The organism is Methylobacterium sp. 17Sr1-1 (assembly GCF_003173775.1).
Lineage (GTDB): Bacteria > Pseudomonadota > Alphaproteobacteria > Rhizobiales > Beijerinckiaceae > Methylobacterium.
Genome location: NZ_CP029552.1, coordinates 5,503,392 through 5,518,963, shown reverse-complemented (window position 1 = coordinate 5,518,963; position 15,572 = coordinate 5,503,392). Strand labels below are relative to the sequence as shown.

Annotated in this window: 18 protein-coding genes; 6 read left to right on the top strand and 12 right to left on the bottom strand. The window is 71.4% G+C overall.

Annotation, left to right across the window (positions count from 1 at the left end):
- Position 1: 1 nt before the first annotated feature.
- Positions 2-1,213 (bottom strand): amino acid ABC transporter permease, encoded by a 1,212-nt coding sequence (locus DK412_RS25120; RefSeq protein WP_109974187.1) that lies wholly within the window; start codon positions 1,211-1,213, stop codon positions 2-4.
- Positions 1,214-1,281: 68 nt separating this feature from the next.
- Positions 1,282-2,304 (bottom strand): amino acid ABC transporter substrate-binding protein, encoded by a 1,023-nt coding sequence (locus DK412_RS25115; protein ID WP_109974186.1) that lies wholly within the window; start codon positions 2,302-2,304, stop codon positions 1,282-1,284.
- Positions 2,305-2,535: 231 nt separating this feature from the next.
- Between DK412_RS25115 and metC the strand changes: the two genes are divergently transcribed.
- Complete coding sequence (gene metC, locus DK412_RS25110; protein ID WP_109974185.1) at positions 2,536-3,723, top strand: cystathionine beta-lyase; 1,188 nt, start codon at positions 2,536-2,538, stop codon at positions 3,721-3,723.
- 243 nt (positions 3,724-3,966) lie between these two features.
- Here the strand turns inward: metC and DK412_RS25105 are convergent, their stop codons facing one another.
- Positions 3,967-4,497, bottom strand: coding sequence for a pyridoxamine 5'-phosphate oxidase family protein (locus DK412_RS25105; protein ID WP_109974184.1), 531 nt, complete (start codon positions 4,495-4,497; stop codon positions 3,967-3,969).
- 188 nt (positions 4,498-4,685) lie between these two features.
- On the opposite strand from DK412_RS25105, the gene DK412_RS25100 reads away from it, so the two are divergent.
- The gene (locus DK412_RS25100) at positions 4,686-4,994 is read left to right on the top strand and encodes a hypothetical protein (protein WP_162596296.1); all 309 of its coding nucleotides are present in this window, start codon (positions 4,686-4,688) and stop codon (positions 4,992-4,994) included.
- On the opposite strand, the gene DK412_RS25095 is transcribed toward DK412_RS25100, so the two are convergent.
- Positions 4,949-5,698, bottom strand: coding sequence for a gamma-glutamylcyclotransferase (locus DK412_RS25095; RefSeq protein ID WP_109974182.1), 750 nt, complete (start codon positions 5,696-5,698; stop codon positions 4,949-4,951). The two genes, DK412_RS25100 and DK412_RS25095, sit on opposite strands and share 46 nt — an antisense overlap.
- A gap of 173 nt (positions 5,699-5,871) precedes the next feature.
- Here DK412_RS25095 and DK412_RS25090 point away from each other — a divergent pair, with 173 nt between their 5' ends.
- Positions 5,872-6,183 (top strand): hypothetical protein, encoded by a 312-nt coding sequence (locus DK412_RS25090; protein ID WP_109974181.1) that lies wholly within the window; start codon positions 5,872-5,874, stop codon positions 6,181-6,183.
- An 89-nt stretch (positions 6,184-6,272) separates the two neighbouring features.
- Positions 6,273-6,557: a hypothetical protein gene (locus DK412_RS25085; protein WP_093564918.1), complete on the top strand. Its 285-nt coding sequence runs from the start codon at positions 6,273-6,275 to the stop codon at positions 6,555-6,557.
- 132 nt (positions 6,558-6,689) lie between these two features.
- Here the strand turns inward: DK412_RS25085 and DK412_RS25080 are convergent, their stop codons facing one another.
- Both DK412_RS25080 and DK412_RS25075 read right to left on the bottom strand, forming a co-directional pair.
- The gene (locus DK412_RS25080; RefSeq protein ID WP_109974180.1) at positions 6,690-7,415 is read right to left on the bottom strand and encodes an alpha/beta hydrolase family protein; all 726 of its coding nucleotides are present in this window, start codon (positions 7,413-7,415) and stop codon (positions 6,690-6,692) included.
- A 79-nt stretch (positions 7,416-7,494) separates the two neighbouring features.
- A complete protein-coding gene (locus tag DK412_RS25075) occupies positions 7,495-7,971 on the bottom strand; it encodes a hypothetical protein (RefSeq protein ID WP_177302900.1) in 477 nt (158 codons plus the stop codon).
- 352 nt (positions 7,972-8,323) lie between these two features.
- Here DK412_RS25075 and DK412_RS25070 point away from each other — a divergent pair, with 352 nt between their 5' ends.
- Positions 8,324-9,649, top strand: a complete 1,326-nt coding sequence (locus tag DK412_RS25070; protein ID WP_109974179.1) for a GDSL-type esterase/lipase family protein — start codon at positions 8,324-8,326, stop codon at positions 9,647-9,649.
- A 231-nt stretch (positions 9,650-9,880) separates the two neighbouring features.
- On the opposite strand, the gene DK412_RS25065 is transcribed toward DK412_RS25070, so the two are convergent.
- From DK412_RS25065 to DK412_RS25055, 3 genes are all read right to left on the bottom strand, one after another.
- Positions 9,881-10,336, bottom strand: a complete 456-nt coding sequence (locus tag DK412_RS25065; protein ID WP_109974178.1) for a type II toxin-antitoxin system RatA family toxin — start codon at positions 10,334-10,336, stop codon at positions 9,881-9,883.
- 4 nt (positions 10,337-10,340) lie between these two features.
- Positions 10,341-11,303, bottom strand: coding sequence for a lipoyl synthase (gene lipA, locus DK412_RS25060; RefSeq protein WP_109974177.1), 963 nt, complete (start codon positions 11,301-11,303; stop codon positions 10,341-10,343).
- Positions 11,304-11,510: 207 nt separating this feature from the next.
- On the bottom strand, positions 11,511-11,798 hold the full coding sequence (locus DK412_RS25055; protein WP_109974176.1) for a GlsB/YeaQ/YmgE family stress response membrane protein: 288 nt from the start codon (positions 11,796-11,798) through the stop codon (positions 11,511-11,513).
- Positions 11,799-12,054: 256 nt separating this feature from the next.
- Between DK412_RS25055 and DK412_RS25050 the strand changes: the two genes are divergently transcribed.
- Positions 12,055-12,480 (top strand): PRC-barrel domain-containing protein, encoded by a 426-nt coding sequence (locus DK412_RS25050; protein WP_109974175.1) that lies wholly within the window; start codon positions 12,055-12,057, stop codon positions 12,478-12,480.
- 31 nt (positions 12,481-12,511) lie between these two features.
- On the opposite strand, the gene DK412_RS25045 is transcribed toward DK412_RS25050, so the two are convergent.
- From DK412_RS25045 to DK412_RS25035, 3 genes are read right to left on the bottom strand one after another with little or no spacing between them, the layout of a single operon-like run.
- Positions 12,512-12,838 (bottom strand): lipid-A-disaccharide synthase N-terminal domain-containing protein, encoded by a 327-nt coding sequence (locus DK412_RS25045; RefSeq protein ID WP_093564906.1) that lies wholly within the window; start codon positions 12,836-12,838, stop codon positions 12,512-12,514.
- A 4-nt stretch (positions 12,839-12,842) separates the two neighbouring features.
- Complete coding sequence (locus DK412_RS25040; RefSeq protein WP_109974174.1) at positions 12,843-13,586, bottom strand: glycosyltransferase family 2 protein; 744 nt, start codon at positions 13,584-13,586, stop codon at positions 12,843-12,845.
- A gap of 41 nt (positions 13,587-13,627) precedes the next feature.
- Positions 13,628-15,334: a glycosyltransferase family 39 protein gene (locus DK412_RS25035; RefSeq protein ID WP_245447264.1), complete on the bottom strand. Its 1,707-nt coding sequence runs from the start codon at positions 15,332-15,334 to the stop codon at positions 13,628-13,630.
- Between the last annotated feature and the right edge of the window lie 238 nt (positions 15,335-15,572).

Sequence of the window (15,572 nt, the reverse complement as noted above, 5' to 3'; positions counted from 1 at the left end):
GTCACCGCTCGATCAGCGCGACGCGCCGGTTGTAGAGGTTCATCGCGAAGGCCGTGACGAGGCTGATCGTCAGGTAGACCGCCATGGTGATCGCCACCACCTCGACCGCCTGGCCGGTCTGGTTCAGCACCGTGCCCATGAAGACCTGGACGAGGTCCGGGTAGCCGATGGCCACCGCCAGCGACGAGTTCTTGGTGAGGTTGAGGAACTGGCTCGTCAGCGGCGGCACGATCACCCGCATCGCCTGCGGGATCACCACCAGCCGCATCGTCGGGCCCGGCTGCAGGCCGAGAGCCCGCGCCGCCTCGGTCTGGCCGCGGTTGACCGCCTGGATGCCGGCCCGCACCACCTCGGCGATGAAGGCGGCGGTGTAGACCGTGAGCCCGAGGACCAGGGCGACGAATTCCGGATAGAGCTGCATCCCGCCGCGCAGGTTGAACGTGCCCTTGATCGGAAAGTCGAGCGCCACCGGGGCGATGCCCAGCAGCGCCAGCACTCCGTAGGCGAGGAGCGGCAGGCCGAGGACCAGGGCGAGGCCCACCGCCAGCACCGGCAGGCGCCGGCCGGTCCGCGCCTGCTCGCGCCTGGCATGGGCCCGGAACAGCAGCGTGCCGATGATTCCGATCGCGAGGGCGAGGGGCAGCGCCCAGGCATCCGCCGCGAGGAGGGGTTTGGGCAGGTACAGGCCGCGCTGGTTGAGGAAGACGGAGGTGCCGAGCGCGTAGGAATCGCGCGCGGAGGGCAGGCTCGCCAGCACCGCGACGTACCAGAACAGCAATTGCAGCAGCAGCGGGATGTTGCGCAACACCTCGACGTAGACGGTGGCCAGCGTCCTGACGATCCAGTTCGGCGACAGCCGCGCCACGCCGACCGCGAAGCCAAGCAAGGTGGCGAGCACGATGCCGATCGCGGCGACGATCAGGGTGTTGGTGAGCCCGACCAGGAAGGCGGTGCCGTAAGTGGAGGTCGCCGCCGTGAAGGGGATCACCGTCTGGTTGACGTCGAACCCGGCGGTGTTGCCGAGGAAGCCGAAGCCGGAGGCGACGCGGGCGTTGCGCAGGTTCTCGGCGGCGTTGCCGATCGCGATCCACGCCACCACGCCGACGGCGAGCAGCAGCAGGATCTGGTAGGCCGCCCCGCGGATGCGGGGATCGTAGAAGGGCGAGACCCGGGGCGGACCGGACGGCGCATCGGCCGGAAGCTGCGTCGGCAAGGGGGCGTGCTCGCGTCTGTGGTGGCCGGGGGCGGCGCCCGGGGGCCCGGGCGCCGCGTGTCATGAGGTCAGCGGATCGGCGGGCCGTATTGCAGGCCGCCCTTCGACCACAAGGCGTTGACGCCGCGCTGGATCTTCAGCGGCGAACCCTGGCCGACGTTCTTCTCGAACACCTCGGCGTAATTGCCGACGAGCTTGATGATCCGGTAGGCCCAGTCGTTGGTGAGGCCGAGGTCGGTGCCGTACTTGCCCTCGGTGCCCAGGATGCGCTTGACGTCCGGGTTGTCGGACGACTTCACCATCTGGTCGACGTTTCCTTGCGTGATGCCGGCCTCCTCGGCGTTGAGCATCGCGTAGTGGGTCCAGCGGACGATGTCGGCCCACTGGGCGTCGCCCTGGCGCACCGCCGGTCCGAGCGGCTCCTTCGAGATGATCTCCGGCAGGACGATGTTGTCGTCCGGCGCCGAGGCGCGCAGGCGCTCGGCGTAGAGGCCCGAAGCGTCGGTGGTGAAGGCGTCGCAGCGGCCGGAATCGTAGGCCTTGAAGGTCTCGTCGGCGCTGGCGAAGGCCACCACCTCGTATTTCAGCTTGTTGGCCCGGAAGTAGTCGGCCAAGTTCAGCTCGGTCGTGGTGCCCTGCTGGGTGCAGACCGAGGCGCCGTCGAGCTGCTTGGCCGAGGTCACGCCGAGCTTCTTCTTCACCATGAAGCCCTGGCCGTCGTAGAAGTTGACGGCCGGGAAGTCGAGCCCGAGCGTGGTGTCGCGCGACATCGACCAGGTGGTGTTGCGCGACAGGATGTCGACCTCGCCCGACTGGAGCGCCGTGAAGCGGTCCTTGGCCGAGAGCGGGATGAAGCGGACCTTGGTGACGTCGTTGAAGATCGCCGCGGAGAGCGCCCGGCAGAAATCGACGTCGAGCCCGGTCCAGCGGCCCTGCGCGTCCGGCACGCCGAAGCCGGCGAGGCCCGGGTTCGAGCCGCAGGAGATGTAGCCCTTCTGCTTGATGCTGTTCAGCGTCCCTTGAGCCTGGGCGGCGCCCGCCAGCAGGGTGGCACCGAGCCCGAAGGCCAGGGCCGCAACGATTCTCTTCATGCGGTGTGCGTCTCCCGTTCCGGTTGCGGCGCTCTCTCGGCCGCCACCCGTTTGCCCAAGCACGAACGCTGCCTAAGCAAGAGGCATTCCAAGCGAAGCGGATTGTCCGGTCAAGGGGTTGGTCCGGTAGACGAACAGCGTAGACGGCGGCCAGTCTCCATCAGCCCAGGCTTGACGGCGACCGGCGGCCCGGGATGTGCTCCGGCGCGACAGTCACGCACCAGGGTCCCGATGAGCATCACCCCGCCCCGCGACAAGAGCCGCCTCGGCACCCGCACCCGCCTGGTCCATGCCGGCCGCGACCCGTCGCAGCAGCACGGCTTCGTCAACACCCCGATCTATCGCGGCTCGACCGTGCTCTACGAGAGCTACGACGCGCTCAAGCACCGGCGGTCGGAATACACCTACGGGACCGTGGGCACGCCGACGATCCGCTCCCTCGAGGCCGCCTGGACCGAGCTCGCGGGGGCGGCCGGCACGGTGCTCACGCCGTCCGGTCTCGCCGCCGTCACGGTCGGGCTGCTCTCGTGCCTCAAGGCCGGCGACCACCTGCTGGTGACCGATTCCGCCTACCGCCCGACACGGATCTTCTGCGACGGATTCCTGGCGCGGTTCGGGGTCGAGACCACCTATTACGACCCGACTCTCGGCGCCGGCATCGCGGAGCTGATGCGCGAGAACACCAAAGCCGTGCTCACCGAGGCACCGGGCTCGCAGAGCTTCGAGATGCAGGACATCCCGGCCATCGCCGAAGCGGCGCATGCGCGGGGCGCCTGCGTGCTGATGGACAATACCTGGGCGACGCCGCTGCTGTTTCCGCCGCACGAGCGCGGCGTCGACATCGCGATCGAGGCCGGCACCAAGTACCTGTCGGGCGGCTCGGACCTGCTGCTCGGCCTCACCTCCGCCAACGCCCAGTACTGGCCGGCCCTGCGGCGCACCTTCGACCAGCTCGCGATCTGCGCCGGGGCCGAGGACGTCTTCCTGGCTTTGCGGGGCCTGCGCACCCTGCCCTTGCGCCTGCGCGAGCACGGCGAGCAGGCGCTCGCCCTCGCCCGCTGGTTCCAGGGCCGGCCGGAGGTCGCCCGGGTGCTGCATCCGGCGCTGCCGGAGGATCCCGGTCACGCGATCTGGTCGCGCGACTTCCTGGGCTCGTCGGGCCTGTTCTCGATCATCCTCAAGCCCTGCCCGGAGGCCGCCTTGGCGGCGATGCTCGACGGGCTGGAGCTGTTCGGGATGGGGTTCTCCTGGGGCGGCTTCGAGAGCCTGGTGATCCCGTTCGACTGCGCGCCCTACCGCACCGCCAATCCGTGGGCGCCCGGCGGGCCGGGCCTGCGGTTCCAGGTCGGGCTGGAGGACATGGACGACCTGACGCGGGACCTCGAGGCGGGGTTCGCGCGGTTGCGGGCGGCGAGCTGAAAGCAGAATTCACTAAGATTACGTGTGGCATTGAAAAATATAGCGCGTCTCCCCTCTCCCGTGTGGGAGAGGGGCCGGGGGTGAGGGTGGCTCGGGTTCAGAATAGGTCACCAAGTGTCGAGCTGCGCAGCTCGACGCTCTGAGCCTTATACGGAAGCGCGCCACCCTCACCCCTACCCCTCTCCCACACGGGAGAGGGGATCCCGCGACTCAATTTTATTCCGAATAGACATAGAATTATTCTTACGGTGCCAGCCACGTCGCCCCCGGCTCCGCCCCGTCCCAGGTGAACAACGCCCGCCGGTGCCCCGCCCGGGCGAGGTACAGGAATTCGAGCCGGGCGGCCGTGAGCACCACCACGCGGAACTCCGAAAAACCCGCCTCCACCGCGGCGTCGTCCTGCGGCTGTGCAGTGGCGCCGCCCTCGGGCAGGGGCGTGCCGGGGCCGGGCGCGGTGCCGTAGCAGATCCGGCTCATCGGCCGCGACGCCGCCCAGGCGGCCCGCGCCACGTCGTCCTGCCCGTGCAGGCGGGCCGTGCCCTCGATCCGAACCTGGATCTTGGCCCTGGCGTCGTAGGCGTGAAGTGCCGCCCGGGGATCGGCGGCGATCTCGGCGGCCTTGGCGGAGCGGGCGTCGCAATGGATCCGCAGGGTGCGCCGCTCCCGGTCGACCCCGCGCAGCACCACCGTGCGCAGGCGCGGGGCCCCGTCGCGGCCGAGGGTGGCGAGCGCCGGCGCGTGGAAGCCGCTCTGATGGGCCGCCCCCTCCTCCAGCCGGCGCCAGGCCTCGGCGAGGCAGCCCGCGAGGTCGTCGTAGAAGGGGGGGCAACTCGGTCATGCGGGGCTCACGCCCTCCGGTTCGTTCACCAATCTAGGGCACGATCCGCGGAACCGGGATGCCCCGGTGAAGCTTGTCTGACGAAGCTTGTCCGTAAGGTCACCCTGCCCGAGGTTTTTGCGCCATGACGCTCCGTACGACGCTGGCTTGGCTGCCCTTGATGGCCGCCCTCACGGCCCTGCCGGCGATGGCGGCCGACATGCCCGGCGCCTACGCGGCGCGGGGCGGGGCGGAACTCTCCGCCGGCTGGCTGCCGCCGCCCCCGCCGCCTCCCGCCGTCGCGGTCGAGGCGGAGGTGGTCGTCGTCGAACCGCCGCCCCGCCGGCTCCTCGGCTTCGGCTACGCGCCGGTCCTGCCCTATTACGGCGTCTCGACCGGCCCCTACAACTATCCGCCGCGGCGCGAGCCCGGGGTCGGCGTCGGGCTGTTCTGAGATTCGGGCGCCCTGCAGGCGGCGAGCCGCTCGGCCACCAGCGCCTGCATCGCGAAGAGGTGGCGGTCGCGGATGCCCGTCGCCTCGCAGGCCGCCACCGTGTTGAGCAGGTACTCGGCGCTCGGCCCGGTGGGGCCGCAGGCCGCGGCGACATGCGCGGCGATCTCCGCATCGGTGAGCCGCCCGGCGTAGCGCGCCCCCGTCCGGTCGGCCACGAAGGCGAGCGCCGGCACCGGCCCCTCCGGGGTCTCGGCGGCGACCCAGCGGGCTGCGTAGCCGCGCCCGCGCATCTCCCGCCGCCAGACCGGCCGCACGGATTCGCGCAGATCGTCGCCGGCGATCCGGTAGGCGAAGCCGCGGCACTGCCCGCCCCGGTCGAGGGCCAGCATCACCCCCGGCCGCTCCGGCGTGCCGCGAAAGCCCGGCTGCCACAGGCAGAAGCGGCGGTGCCAGCCCCGCACCCGGGCCTCGCGGCGCTCACAGAACGGGAATTCCGGCCGCCACATCAGGGCGCCGTAGGCGAACAGCCACAGGGTGTTCGCGTCGCCCGGCTTTTCGGCCAGCGTCGCGTCGAGGCGCGCATCGGCCTCCGCCTCGTCCATCAGCGCCATGCCGTAGCCGGGGCCGCGCCCGTCGGCGGTCACCGGGTGGGGATGGGCCCGGGCGATCAGCGCGGCATCGAGCATGAGGGAGCGTTTCAGCATCGTGGCCGTTAGTCGGTGAGGGGTGCGGCAGCGCGGCCGTGAGTCGATCACGACGGATCGCCTTTTCCGCCAAGCGTGGCCGCCCCATGTTAGTGCCGTGCTAAACAGCACAGGTCTAGGTTGATCCCGGACGGTGATCCGGGATCGGGTTGTCCGGGAATGGAGGACGCGTCATGGCCATCACGGGTCGCTTCAATTTCCGCAAGACCCTCACCGGCAAGCTCATCCTGCAGGTCGAGACCGAGCGCCGGTCCTGGTGGCCCTTCGCCCGCGCCGCCTCGCCGGGCCATGTCTGGCGCGACGCGACGCCGAAGGACCTGACCGCGGTGGAATTGCAGCAGCTGCTGAACCTGCGCCGCAACCCCGGCTACATGCCGCGCAACCCGGTGATCTTCATGATGGGCCAGGGCCAAAAGGAAGCCCCCTCCGCCGAGGTGGTGACCCTGGCCGCCCACCGCGCCGCCGGCCAGCAGCAGGCGGTGTGAGGCGCGGCACCGCTCACGCTCCGCTGCGTTGTCCCGTCCAATAGGATGGGGCCGGCGGATGGCGGCCCCGGCGAACGGGAGAGCGCAGCATGGGCATGACCTCCGTGAACCAGGCCGTGATCGAGGCGCTGTCGGAGCAGATCGTCACGACCTACTGCGACGCGGCCGAGCCCGCCGAGGCGCCGGCCCGCGCCCGGCTGATGGGCGAGGTGATGCACGCCATCGAGGAGCCGGTGGGCACCCGCACCCTGGCCGAGCACGGCCCCGAGCGGGTCAACGCCGTGCTGGCCGATTGGGAGGCGCAGGAGGGCCGCAGCTTCGGCCTGCGGCTGATCGAGATCGATCCCGGCCGCACCCTCGTCACGATGGGCTGATGGCTCATACGATTTCCGATTGATCGCTCGGCGATTGCTGCGCAATCGCTGTCGCGATGCGGAAATCGGCTTCGCTCAGTCGCCGCGCGGGCTCGCGATACTCTTTTCGGAAGGAATCTTCCGGAAAGCGTATCAGACCCCGCCGAGCTCGACCAGCAATTGCGCCAGCGGGCCGGGGGCGCTCACCATCGCGTCGTGGCCGGTGGCCAGGTCCCGCCAGCCCCAGCCGGGCTGGCGCCGGACCCAGTCCCTGACGCGGTCGAGGGTGGCGTAGGACGGCGCGGTGCAATCGACGTAGGTGCGCGGCAGGCCGTTGCCGACCGGGCCGCGGATCGGCAGCGGGCTCTCGTAGGTACCGAAGGGGTGCGGGGTCAGGCGCCGCTCCACCCAGGCCGCGTCGGCCGGATCGAGCACCCCGAAGGCGGCGGCCGGCGGCGGCGGCAGGCTCAGGCCCCCGCTCGACTCGTCCGCCGCGCGGCGGCGGGCCGCCACCACCTCGGGCGGCAGCCCGTCGAAGGGGGAGCGGCCTGCTTCCGCGATCAGCGCGTCGAGGTAGACGAGGTGGCGCAGCCGCTCCGGCATCGCCTCGGCGACGCCGCTGATCGCGAGGCCCCCGAAGGAATGCCCGACCAGCACGACGTCGCTGAGCTCCTCGGCCGCGATCACGCCGGCGACGTCGCGCACGAAGGTGTCGAGGGTGATGTTTTCGGAGAGCAGATGCGCCCGCTCGCCGAGGCCGGTGCAGGTCGGGGTGAAGACCCGGTGGCCTTGCGCCCGTAGGATCTCCGCGACGCGCACCCAGCACCAGCCGCCGTGCCAGGCGCCGTGCACCAGCACGAAGGTCAGACCATCCGGCATCCCGCCCCTCCCGTCATCGGTCGGGAGAGCGAAGCGCGAACGGAGGCGGCGCGCAAGGACGGATCGCTCGGCAACCGGATCACTCGTCGGCTTCGTCCCGGTCCTGCCGGTTCGCGTCGAAGCCGGCGATCATCCGCTCCAGCGACTGGAAGCTGCGGACCGCCTCCTGGGTGCGGCCGGCGGCGCACTTGCCCTCGGCCGAGCGGTACCACAGCAGCATGCTGTTGAAGGCGTGCTGGTGCGGCGCCTCGGCGACGCGGGCGCGCCGCGCGGTCTCGGCGTCGAACCAGACCCGCACGGCGTGGCCGGCATTGGTGCAGACATCCGCCGAGGGCGGCAGGGCGGCGCGGGAGACGGTCGGATCGCACAGCATGGCGAACCAGATCGCCCCGGCGGCGAGGCCGGAGGCGCCGACCATGCCGGCGGCGCCGCGCAGGCGCCGGCGCCAGTCGGGCCGGGTCGGTTCGGAGGCCGGCAGGGCCTCCACGGCTTCGGGCCAGCAATGGGTGTAGTGCACCGAACCGTCGGTGTGGTGGTGGGGCCACGGATGGGTCATCGAGCACCCCCTTCGGGCAGGGTGGGACTCCGGGGCCTCGCGTGGGTGATCAAGGTGGCCGGGTCGCAGAGGGTCGGCAGGAGGGTCGCGGCAGGACGAAAAGCCGCGGCCGATCGCCGAACGATCTTGCGGCGGCATCGGGACCTCGCGAGGTGGGCGGAGATTAGGCGCGGGCCCCCGGACCCGGCGTGTTCCAGCGCACATTCCGCGCGCAGGAGGGGATGATTGTCCGGGCGACTTGCCCTTCCTGTCGGCAATGGCGCGGTGACAGCGCCCGTATCGGGAGGACGACATGCATCGGCATCCAGCAGCCGTCACGGCTGCGGTCTGTCTCGGACATGCAGCGGCCGTGATGGCAGCGATCTGCCTCGGGACCCTGTGGGCCGTCCCGGCCCGGGCGCAGGACGGGCGGACTTCGGAGACCCCGCGTTGGGCGACCGCCTGGGCCGGGTCGGTCCAGGGGCCCTACCCGGTCGGCAACCCGTCGGCTCAGCCCGATCAGAGCTTCGCCTTCCCCGACCCGGCCGAGGGCGCCCGCGACCAGACCCTGCGGCTGGTGCTGCGGCCGGACGTCTGGGGCCGCGAGGCGCGCGTCAGGATCTCCAACGCCTTCGGCACCCGTCCCCTCACCCTCGACGGCGTCCATGCCGGGCTGCAGCTCGGCGGCGCGGCCCTGGTGCCGGGGACGAACCGCCCGGTGCGCTTCGCCGGCCAGGACCGGGTCACGGTCCCGCCCGGCGGCGAGGTGTGGTCCGATGCGGTCGCCCTGCCCTTCGCGGCCGATCCGGAGGCGCCGCTGCTCGCCGGGCGCAAGCTCGCGGTCTCGCTCCACGTCGTGGGACTAAGCGGGCCGATGACCTGGCACGCCAAGGCGCTGCAGACCTCCTACGCCACGGCGCCGGGCGCCGGATCGCGGGGCACTGACGAGGGCGAGGCCGCCTTCCCGTACTCCACCGCCTCGTGGTTCTTCGTCGACGCCGTCGACATGGCGGTCGGCGCGCCGACCCCGGTCGTGGTCGCCTTCGGCGATTCGATCACCGACGGCACCGCCTCGACGATGAACGGCGACGATCGCTGGCCCGACGTGCTGGCGCGCCGCCTGCACGCGACGCTCGGCAACCGGGTCGCGGTGGTCAATGCCGGCATCGGCGGCAACCAGGTGGTCGGCCCGGCTTCGTACGGGCCGCAGAAGCCGTTCCCGGGCGGGCCTTCGGCCCTGTCCCGGCTCGACCGCGACGTGATCGGGCTGTCGGGCGTCGCCAGCGTGATCTGGCTCGAGGGCATCAACGATTTCAGCCGCAACGGCGAGGCCTCGCTTCCCGCCGTCGAGGCCGGCATGCGCGAGGGCGTCGCCCGCCTGCGCGCCCGCATCCCCGGCGTGCGGGTGATCGGCGCCACCCTCCCCTCCGCCAAGGGCAGCTCCAGCGCCGCCCACGGCCACCCCGAGCAGGACGAGAAGCGCCGCGGCCTCAACGCCTTCATCCGCGACTCGGGCGTGTTCGACGGGGTGGTCGATTTCGACGCCGCGACCCTCGACCCGGCAGCCGGGGGACTGCGCCCCGAGATGGTCCCGGAGAGCACCACCGGCGGCAAGGGCGACCGGCTGCACCCGAACCGGGCCGGCTATCTGGCGATGGGGAGCGGGATCGATCTCGGGGTGGTGCTGCCGAGGCGGTGACGGTCGAGCGGTGAAGGGAGGGGCCTCCCTTCCCACCTCACAGGGTCATCCCCGGGCCGCGAGAGCGGAACCCGGGATCCATAAAAGCTGGCGTTCGAGGATGAGTCGGACCGCGAGCCGCTTGGTTCGGCACCGTCCACGGTTATGGCTCCCGGGTTCTCGCTTGCAGCAAGCCCCGGGATGACGATGGAGACTGTAGGATCAGCCGAAATTCACCGGAAGTACGGAGCCTCACGCCCGCGCGTACAACCGGTCCGCCCGGCTCTCGAACGCGTCCGTGAACTTGCGGAAGGCCCGGTCGAACATCTTCCCCATGAGAAGTCCCAGAGCCAGGCTCTTGAACTCGTAGGTGATGAAGAACTCGACCGTGCAGCCGCCGTTCGGGGCTTCGCGAAAGGTCCATCGATTCTCGAGGTGGCGGAACGGGCCGTCGATGTACTCGGCCAGGATCTTGTGGTTCGGCCGGTCGAGGCGGACCCGGGTGGTGAAGTGCTCCGAGATCGCCTTGTAGCCGACGCCCATGTCGGCGACGAGCGTCTCGGTGCCGTCCTCGCCCTCCTGCCGGCGCAGCACCCGCAGCGAGTCGCAGAGCGGCAGGAACTCGGGATAGCGCTCGACGTCGGCGACGAGGTCGAACATCTCCGTCGGGCTGTGGCGGACGGTGCGGGTGGTGCGGAAGCTCGGCATCGGGTCAGACGGTCCCCAGCCGGTCGAGCCGGGCCTGCTTGAGCCGGGCGAAATCCTCGCCGGCATGGTGGGAGGAGCGGGTGAGCGGCGTCGCCGAGACGAGCAGGAAGCCCTTGGCGTAGGCCGTGGTCTCGTAGGCCTTGAACGCGTCCGGCGTCACGAAGGACAGGACCGGATGGTGCTTCTTCGTCGGCTGCAGGTATTGCCCGATCGTCAGGAAGTCGACATCGGCCGAGCGCAAATCGTCCATCAGCTGGAGCACCTCGTTGCGCTCCTCGCCGAGGCCCACCATGATCCCTGACTTGGTGAAGATGGTCGGATCGAGCTCCTTGACCCGCTGCAGCAGGCGGATCGAGTGGAAGTAGCGGGCGCCGGGGCGCACCGTCAGGTACTTCGACGGCACCGTCTCGAGGTTGTGGTTGAACACGTCGGGACGCGCCGCCACCACGATCTCGAGGGCGCCGTCCTTGCGCAGGAAGTCGGGGGTCAGGATCTCGACGGTGGTCGCGGGGCTCAGGCGCCGGATCGCGCCGATCACCGCGGCGAAGTGGGCGGCACCCCCGTCCTTCAGGTCGTCGCGGTCGACCGAGGTGATGACGACGTGGTGCAGGCCGAGCTTGGCCACCGCCTCCGCCACCCGCTCGGGCTCGGCCAGGTCGAGGGCCTCCGGCATCCCGGTGCGCACGTTGCAGAACGCGCAGGCCCGGGTGCAGGTGTCCCCCATGATCATGAAGGTGGCGTGCTTCTTCTCCCAGCACTCGCCGATATTGGGGCAGCCCGCCTCCTCGCACACCGTCACGAGCTTGTTCTCGCGCACGATGGCGTTGGTCTCGGCCCATTTCGGCGAGCCGGGCGCCTTGACGCGGATCCAGTCCGGCTTGCGCAGGATCGGCTGGTCGGGCCGGTGCGCCTTCTCCGGGTGACGGGGGCGCTGGTCGTTGCGCAGGAGATCGAGGACGACGGCCATGGGATCCGGGACGGCAAGGGGTTTCGAGACGAGGAGCGCCCGCGAACCCCTCGCGGCGCATCCGTGACTTAAGATGTCCGGGGCCCCGGGGCAAATGGGGCGTGACGCGCCGCCGCGCGGCGCGCCATGCATGTCGTGACTGTGCCGGACCTCGGCCGGACTTCGGAAGGAGTCCGGCCGGGCCTTCCGCTGCGCGAGGCGCGCCGGTCAGTAGCGCCGCTCGCCCCGGACCGCCCGCACCACCGCGATGATGATGACCGCCCCGATCGTGGCGGAGAACAGGTTGCGCCAGAACCCGAAGATCGGGATGTGGAACTGCGCCGCCAGGAAGTTGCCGACCACGCCGCCGATGATGCCGAGCACGATGTTGCCGAGCAGGCCCATGTTGGAGTTCATGAACCGCTCCGCCAGCCAGCCCGCCAGCGCCCCGACGACGATGGCCATCAGGAAGCCGACGCCCGGCTGACCGAGCGCTCCGTACACGTGACCGTCCATGGTGTTCCCCTGTCGCGCCGCCCTGCGCGGCCGCCAAGCTCCTAGATGGGGTCGGCCTCGCCGTGTTGCACCCGCCGCGCATCGCTCGACCGAAAACTCGGCTCGACCGAAAATCTGGCTCGACCGAAAACCTGGCTCGACCGAAAACTTGGCCGGACCGAAGACTTGACGATGCGGAACCCCGCCGGCGCGGGGCCGTTCTGCGAGCGGGCCCGCCTCGCCCCACGCGCGGGCCTCCCCCGGAGACATCTGTCCCATGACGCTGAAGACCGCCCTCGCGACGGCCGCCCTCCTGCTCGCCTCCCTGCCGGCCACCGCCCAGACCGCGACGCAGCCGGAGACCGGCGCGATGACGACCCGGCAGGTCAAGACCGCCACCGTGCAGTTCATCACCCTCGAGCCCGCCGCCGCGGTGACCTCGCGCCTCCTCGGCACCAAGGTCACCAACGCCCAGAACGAGTCGATCGGCGACATCGCCGACCTCGTGATCGCCGACGGCAAGACCGTGCAGGCGGTGATCCTCGGCGTCGGCGGCTTCCTCGGCATCGGCGAGCGCTACGTCGCGGTCAGCCCCGACAGCGTGACCCTGGTCCGCGACGGCGACGGCTGGAAGGCGAGCGTGGCCACCACCAAGGACGAGCTGAACAAGGCCCCGGCCTTCGAGTACAGGAAGAAGGGATGAGACGCCGCGCCCCGGTCCGCCGGGGCGCTCCTCAGGCGCGGGTGCTGCGGCGCTCGCGGAACACCAGGGCGAGGTTGCGCAGGTAGATCACCGTGCCGAGGCTCTGGCCGAGGATGAAGACCGGGTCGCGCCGGTAGAGCGCGTAGCCGAGCAGCACCGCCGAGCCGCCGAGCGACAGGAACCAGAACGAGAGCGGGATCACGCTGCGCCCCGCCTTCTCGCTGGCGATCCACTGGACCAGGAAGCGGGCGGTGAACAGCCCCTGCCCCACGAGGCCGACCATCAGCACGAGGTCGATGGGTCCGGTGAACAGCGACCAGAAATAGGCGCTGAGCCCGTGCATGATGTCGGCGACCATCGGGCTACTCCGTCTCCGCCGCGACCACCTGCGGCACCCGGCGCCGGCGGCGGATCAGCCACCACACCCCGGCGAGGTCGAGGATGCCGACCCAGAGCCGGTCGAACAGGCCGTAATTCGAGTGCCCGGTGAGGCGCGGCCGGTCGACCACGTCGGCGTGGACGACGGCAAAACCCTCGCGGGCGACGAGGGCCGGCATGAAGCGGTGGAGGGCGTCGAAATAGGGCAGGCGCAGGTACACCGCCCGGCGAAAGACCTTGAGGCCGCAGCCGGTGTCCCGCGTCGCGTCCTTCAGGATGCGGCCGCGCACCCCGTTGGCGATGCGCGACTGGATCATCTTGCGCCGCCCGTCCTTGCGGCCGACCCGCTGGCCTTGCGCCAGACCCGCCCCCGGCCCGGCCGCGACGAGCGCGGCGGCGAGCGCCGGGATGAAGGCCGGGTCGTTCTGGCCGTCGCCGTCGAGGGTCGCGACCAGCTCGCCGCGCGCCGCCAGCACGCCGGTGCGCACCGCCGCGCTCTGGCCGCAGCTCTCGCGGTGGCGCAGCACCCGCAGTTCCGGATGGCGCGCCTTGGCTTCCGCCAGGGCGGCCGGGGTCGCGTCGGTCGAGCCGTCGTCGACGTAGACGATCTCGAACGGGCGCAAGGATGCGCAGGCGGCCGCGATCTCGGCGACGAGAGGCGCGATGTTGCCGGCCTCGTTCTTCACCGGCACCACGACGCTGAGGCGGATCGCCTCCCGATCCGGCATGGCGTTCGGGCTTTCCTGCAAGGGCTGAACCACGGGCTGGATCACGGCGTCACCGCATAGGCCGACAGGCCGACCGGCTTGCCGCCGTTGATGTTGAAGCCCGTCACGCGGCCGACGGGCTGCGGCGGGGCTCCGGCCTTCGCCGTGCCGGCCGCTTCCGCGGCGCCGGCCGCATTCGCGGCCGCGAACGCCTGGGCGAAGCGGTCCTCGACGTAGACGAGGCGGCAGCCGCCCTGCCGGAGGAAGGCCGCGGCCTCCTCGGCCGAGTCGAGCATCGCGAGGTCGGTGCCGATCAGGAAGACCAGGCTCGGCTCGCGGTAGCCGAGCGTGCCGACCTTCGGATTCGCGCAGGGCAGCGCGTCGCGCAGGGCCGCGAGGCGCGGCGAGACCTTGAGGGCGGGCAGAGCCGGCTGGGTGAGCCCGAACACCGCCGGGCCGAGCAGCGCCCCGGCGAGCACCGCGACGGCGAGCGCGCGCTCAGGGAAACCGTCGATGAAGGCGCGCCAGGCCAGGACCGCCACCGCGCTCGCCGCCACCAGCAGCGGCAGCCCCGCCCACGGGATCGTCCCGTCGAGGCGCCAGGCGGCGATGCAGAGACCCACCGTCAGGCCGGCGGGGATGAACGGCACCAGCAGCGCCACCCATCGCGCGCCCGGCCGGTCGCGGTGGACCGCCCCGCGGGCGACCGCCATGACGGCGAGGATCGCGAGGGCGGTGCAGAGCGGCAGCACGTAGTGCGGCAGCTTGGTCGGCACCGCCTCGAAGACCAGCCAGGACGGCAGCACCCAGGCGATCAGGAAGGCGACGCCATCCCCCCGCCGGTTCGTCCAGGCGAAGGGGAGCGCCATCGCCGCGAAGGCCGCCGCCGGCCAGAAGGTGGCGAAGATGACGAGGAGGTAGGTGCCGGGCGGCGCCCAGTGCTGGGTCTGGGCGGTGCCGACCTTGCCGAGCATGTCGTGCCCCACCGCCTCGCCGTAGAAGGCGCCGCCGCTCTTGAGCGTGATCGCGACGAACCACGGCGCCACCAGGACCAGCACCAGGACGATCCCGAGCCCCGGCCGCAGCGCCTTCAGCCAGGCGCCGGAGCGCGCGGAGACCGAGAGGCTGAGCGCCGCGAGGCCGGCGAATAGCGGCACCATCGGTCCCTTGACCAGGATGCCGGCCGCCACGGCGAGCCAGAAGGTCAGGATGGTGGTGTTCGGCAGCCGGAGGGCGGTCGCGCGGGCGAGCCAGGCCCGGGCCAGCGCCCCCATGGCGGCGACCGCGCAGGCGGTGAGCAGCGCGTCGGTCTTGGCGAGCCGCGCCTCGGCCGAGAGCATGACGGAAGCGCCGACGAGGGCGGCGGCCAGGAAGGCCCCGCGCCGCGGCAGGAAGGCGAGCGCGGCCCAGTAGCTGAGCAGCACCGTGGCGACGGCGCCGACGAGCGAGGGGATGCGGTAGAGCCAGATGGCGGTGCGGGCGCCCGGCACGCCGAGCGCCTCGCCGGCCGCGACGACCGCGCTCTGGGCCCAGTAGATGCCGACCGGCTTCTTGTGCCGGGCCTCGCCCTGGAAGCGGATGTCGACGAGGTCGCCCGATTCGAGCATCTGTTTCGAGGCCTGAGCGAAGCGCGGCTCGTCCCGGTCCATCGGCTGGAGCGAGGCGAAGCCCGGCAGGAAGCAGACCAGCGACAGGACGGCGAGCAGCGCGCAGGCCGCCCCGTGGCTGCGCGCCCCGAGATCGAGGAGGCGCTCCGCGAAAAGGCCCACGGAGGCGGCGCGGCCGGGTCGGCGCCCGGCGGCAAGGCTCGTCAATGCAAAGCTCCGAACCGGGGAACCCGACGCCCACGGCGCCGGTCGCGGCGGGCGCCCGTGTCGGTGATCCGGTTCGGAAAGTCAATTTTTCGGAGTCGGGACGGCGTGCCTGCATCGGCACCACGCCTCCTCGTCCGTTCCAGCACGACCTGGGCAGGCTTCTCGAAAAGTCATTCTGCATCAACGACTAAGC

Coding starts and splice junctions, on each gene's coding strand:
- DK412_RS25115 (WP_109974186.1), bottom strand. CDS start 2,304: ATGAAGAGAATCGTTGCGGCCCTGGCCTTCGGGCTCGGTGCCACCCTG.
- metC (WP_109974185.1), top strand. CDS start 2,536: ATGAGCATCACCCCGCCCCGCGACAAGAGCCGCCTCGGCACCCGCACC.
- DK412_RS25100 (WP_162596296.1), top strand. CDS start 4,686: ATGACGCTCCGTACGACGCTGGCTTGGCTGCCCTTGATGGCCGCCCTC.
- DK412_RS25095 (WP_109974182.1), bottom strand. CDS start 5,698: ATGCTGAAACGCTCCCTCATGCTCGATGCCGCGCTGATCGCCCGGGCC.
- DK412_RS25090 (WP_109974181.1), top strand. CDS start 5,872: ATGGCCATCACGGGTCGCTTCAATTTCCGCAAGACCCTCACCGGCAAG.
- DK412_RS25085 (WP_093564918.1), top strand. CDS start 6,273: ATGGGCATGACCTCCGTGAACCAGGCCGTGATCGAGGCGCTGTCGGAG.
- DK412_RS25080 (WP_109974180.1), bottom strand. CDS start 7,415: ATGCCGGATGGTCTGACCTTCGTGCTGGTGCACGGCGCCTGGCACGGC.
- DK412_RS25075 (WP_177302900.1), bottom strand. CDS start 7,971: ATGACCCATCCGTGGCCCCACCACCACACCGACGGTTCGGTGCACTAC.
- DK412_RS25070 (WP_109974179.1), top strand. CDS start 8,324: ATGGCAGCGATCTGCCTCGGGACCCTGTGGGCCGTCCCGGCCCGGGCG.
- DK412_RS25065 (WP_109974178.1), bottom strand. CDS start 10,336: ATGCCGAGCTTCCGCACCACCCGCACCGTCCGCCACAGCCCGACGGAG.
- lipA (WP_109974177.1), bottom strand. CDS start 11,303: ATGGCCGTCGTCCTCGATCTCCTGCGCAACGACCAGCGCCCCCGTCAC.
- DK412_RS25055 (WP_109974176.1), bottom strand. CDS start 11,798: ATGGACGGTCACGTGTACGGAGCGCTCGGTCAGCCGGGCGTCGGCTTC.
- DK412_RS25050 (WP_109974175.1), top strand. CDS start 12,055: ATGACGCTGAAGACCGCCCTCGCGACGGCCGCCCTCCTGCTCGCCTCC.
- DK412_RS25045 (WP_093564906.1), bottom strand. CDS start 12,838: ATGGTCGCCGACATCATGCACGGGCTCAGCGCCTATTTCTGGTCGCTG.
- DK412_RS25040 (WP_109974174.1), bottom strand. CDS start 13,586: ATGCCGGATCGGGAGGCGATCCGCCTCAGCGTCGTGGTGCCGGTGAAG.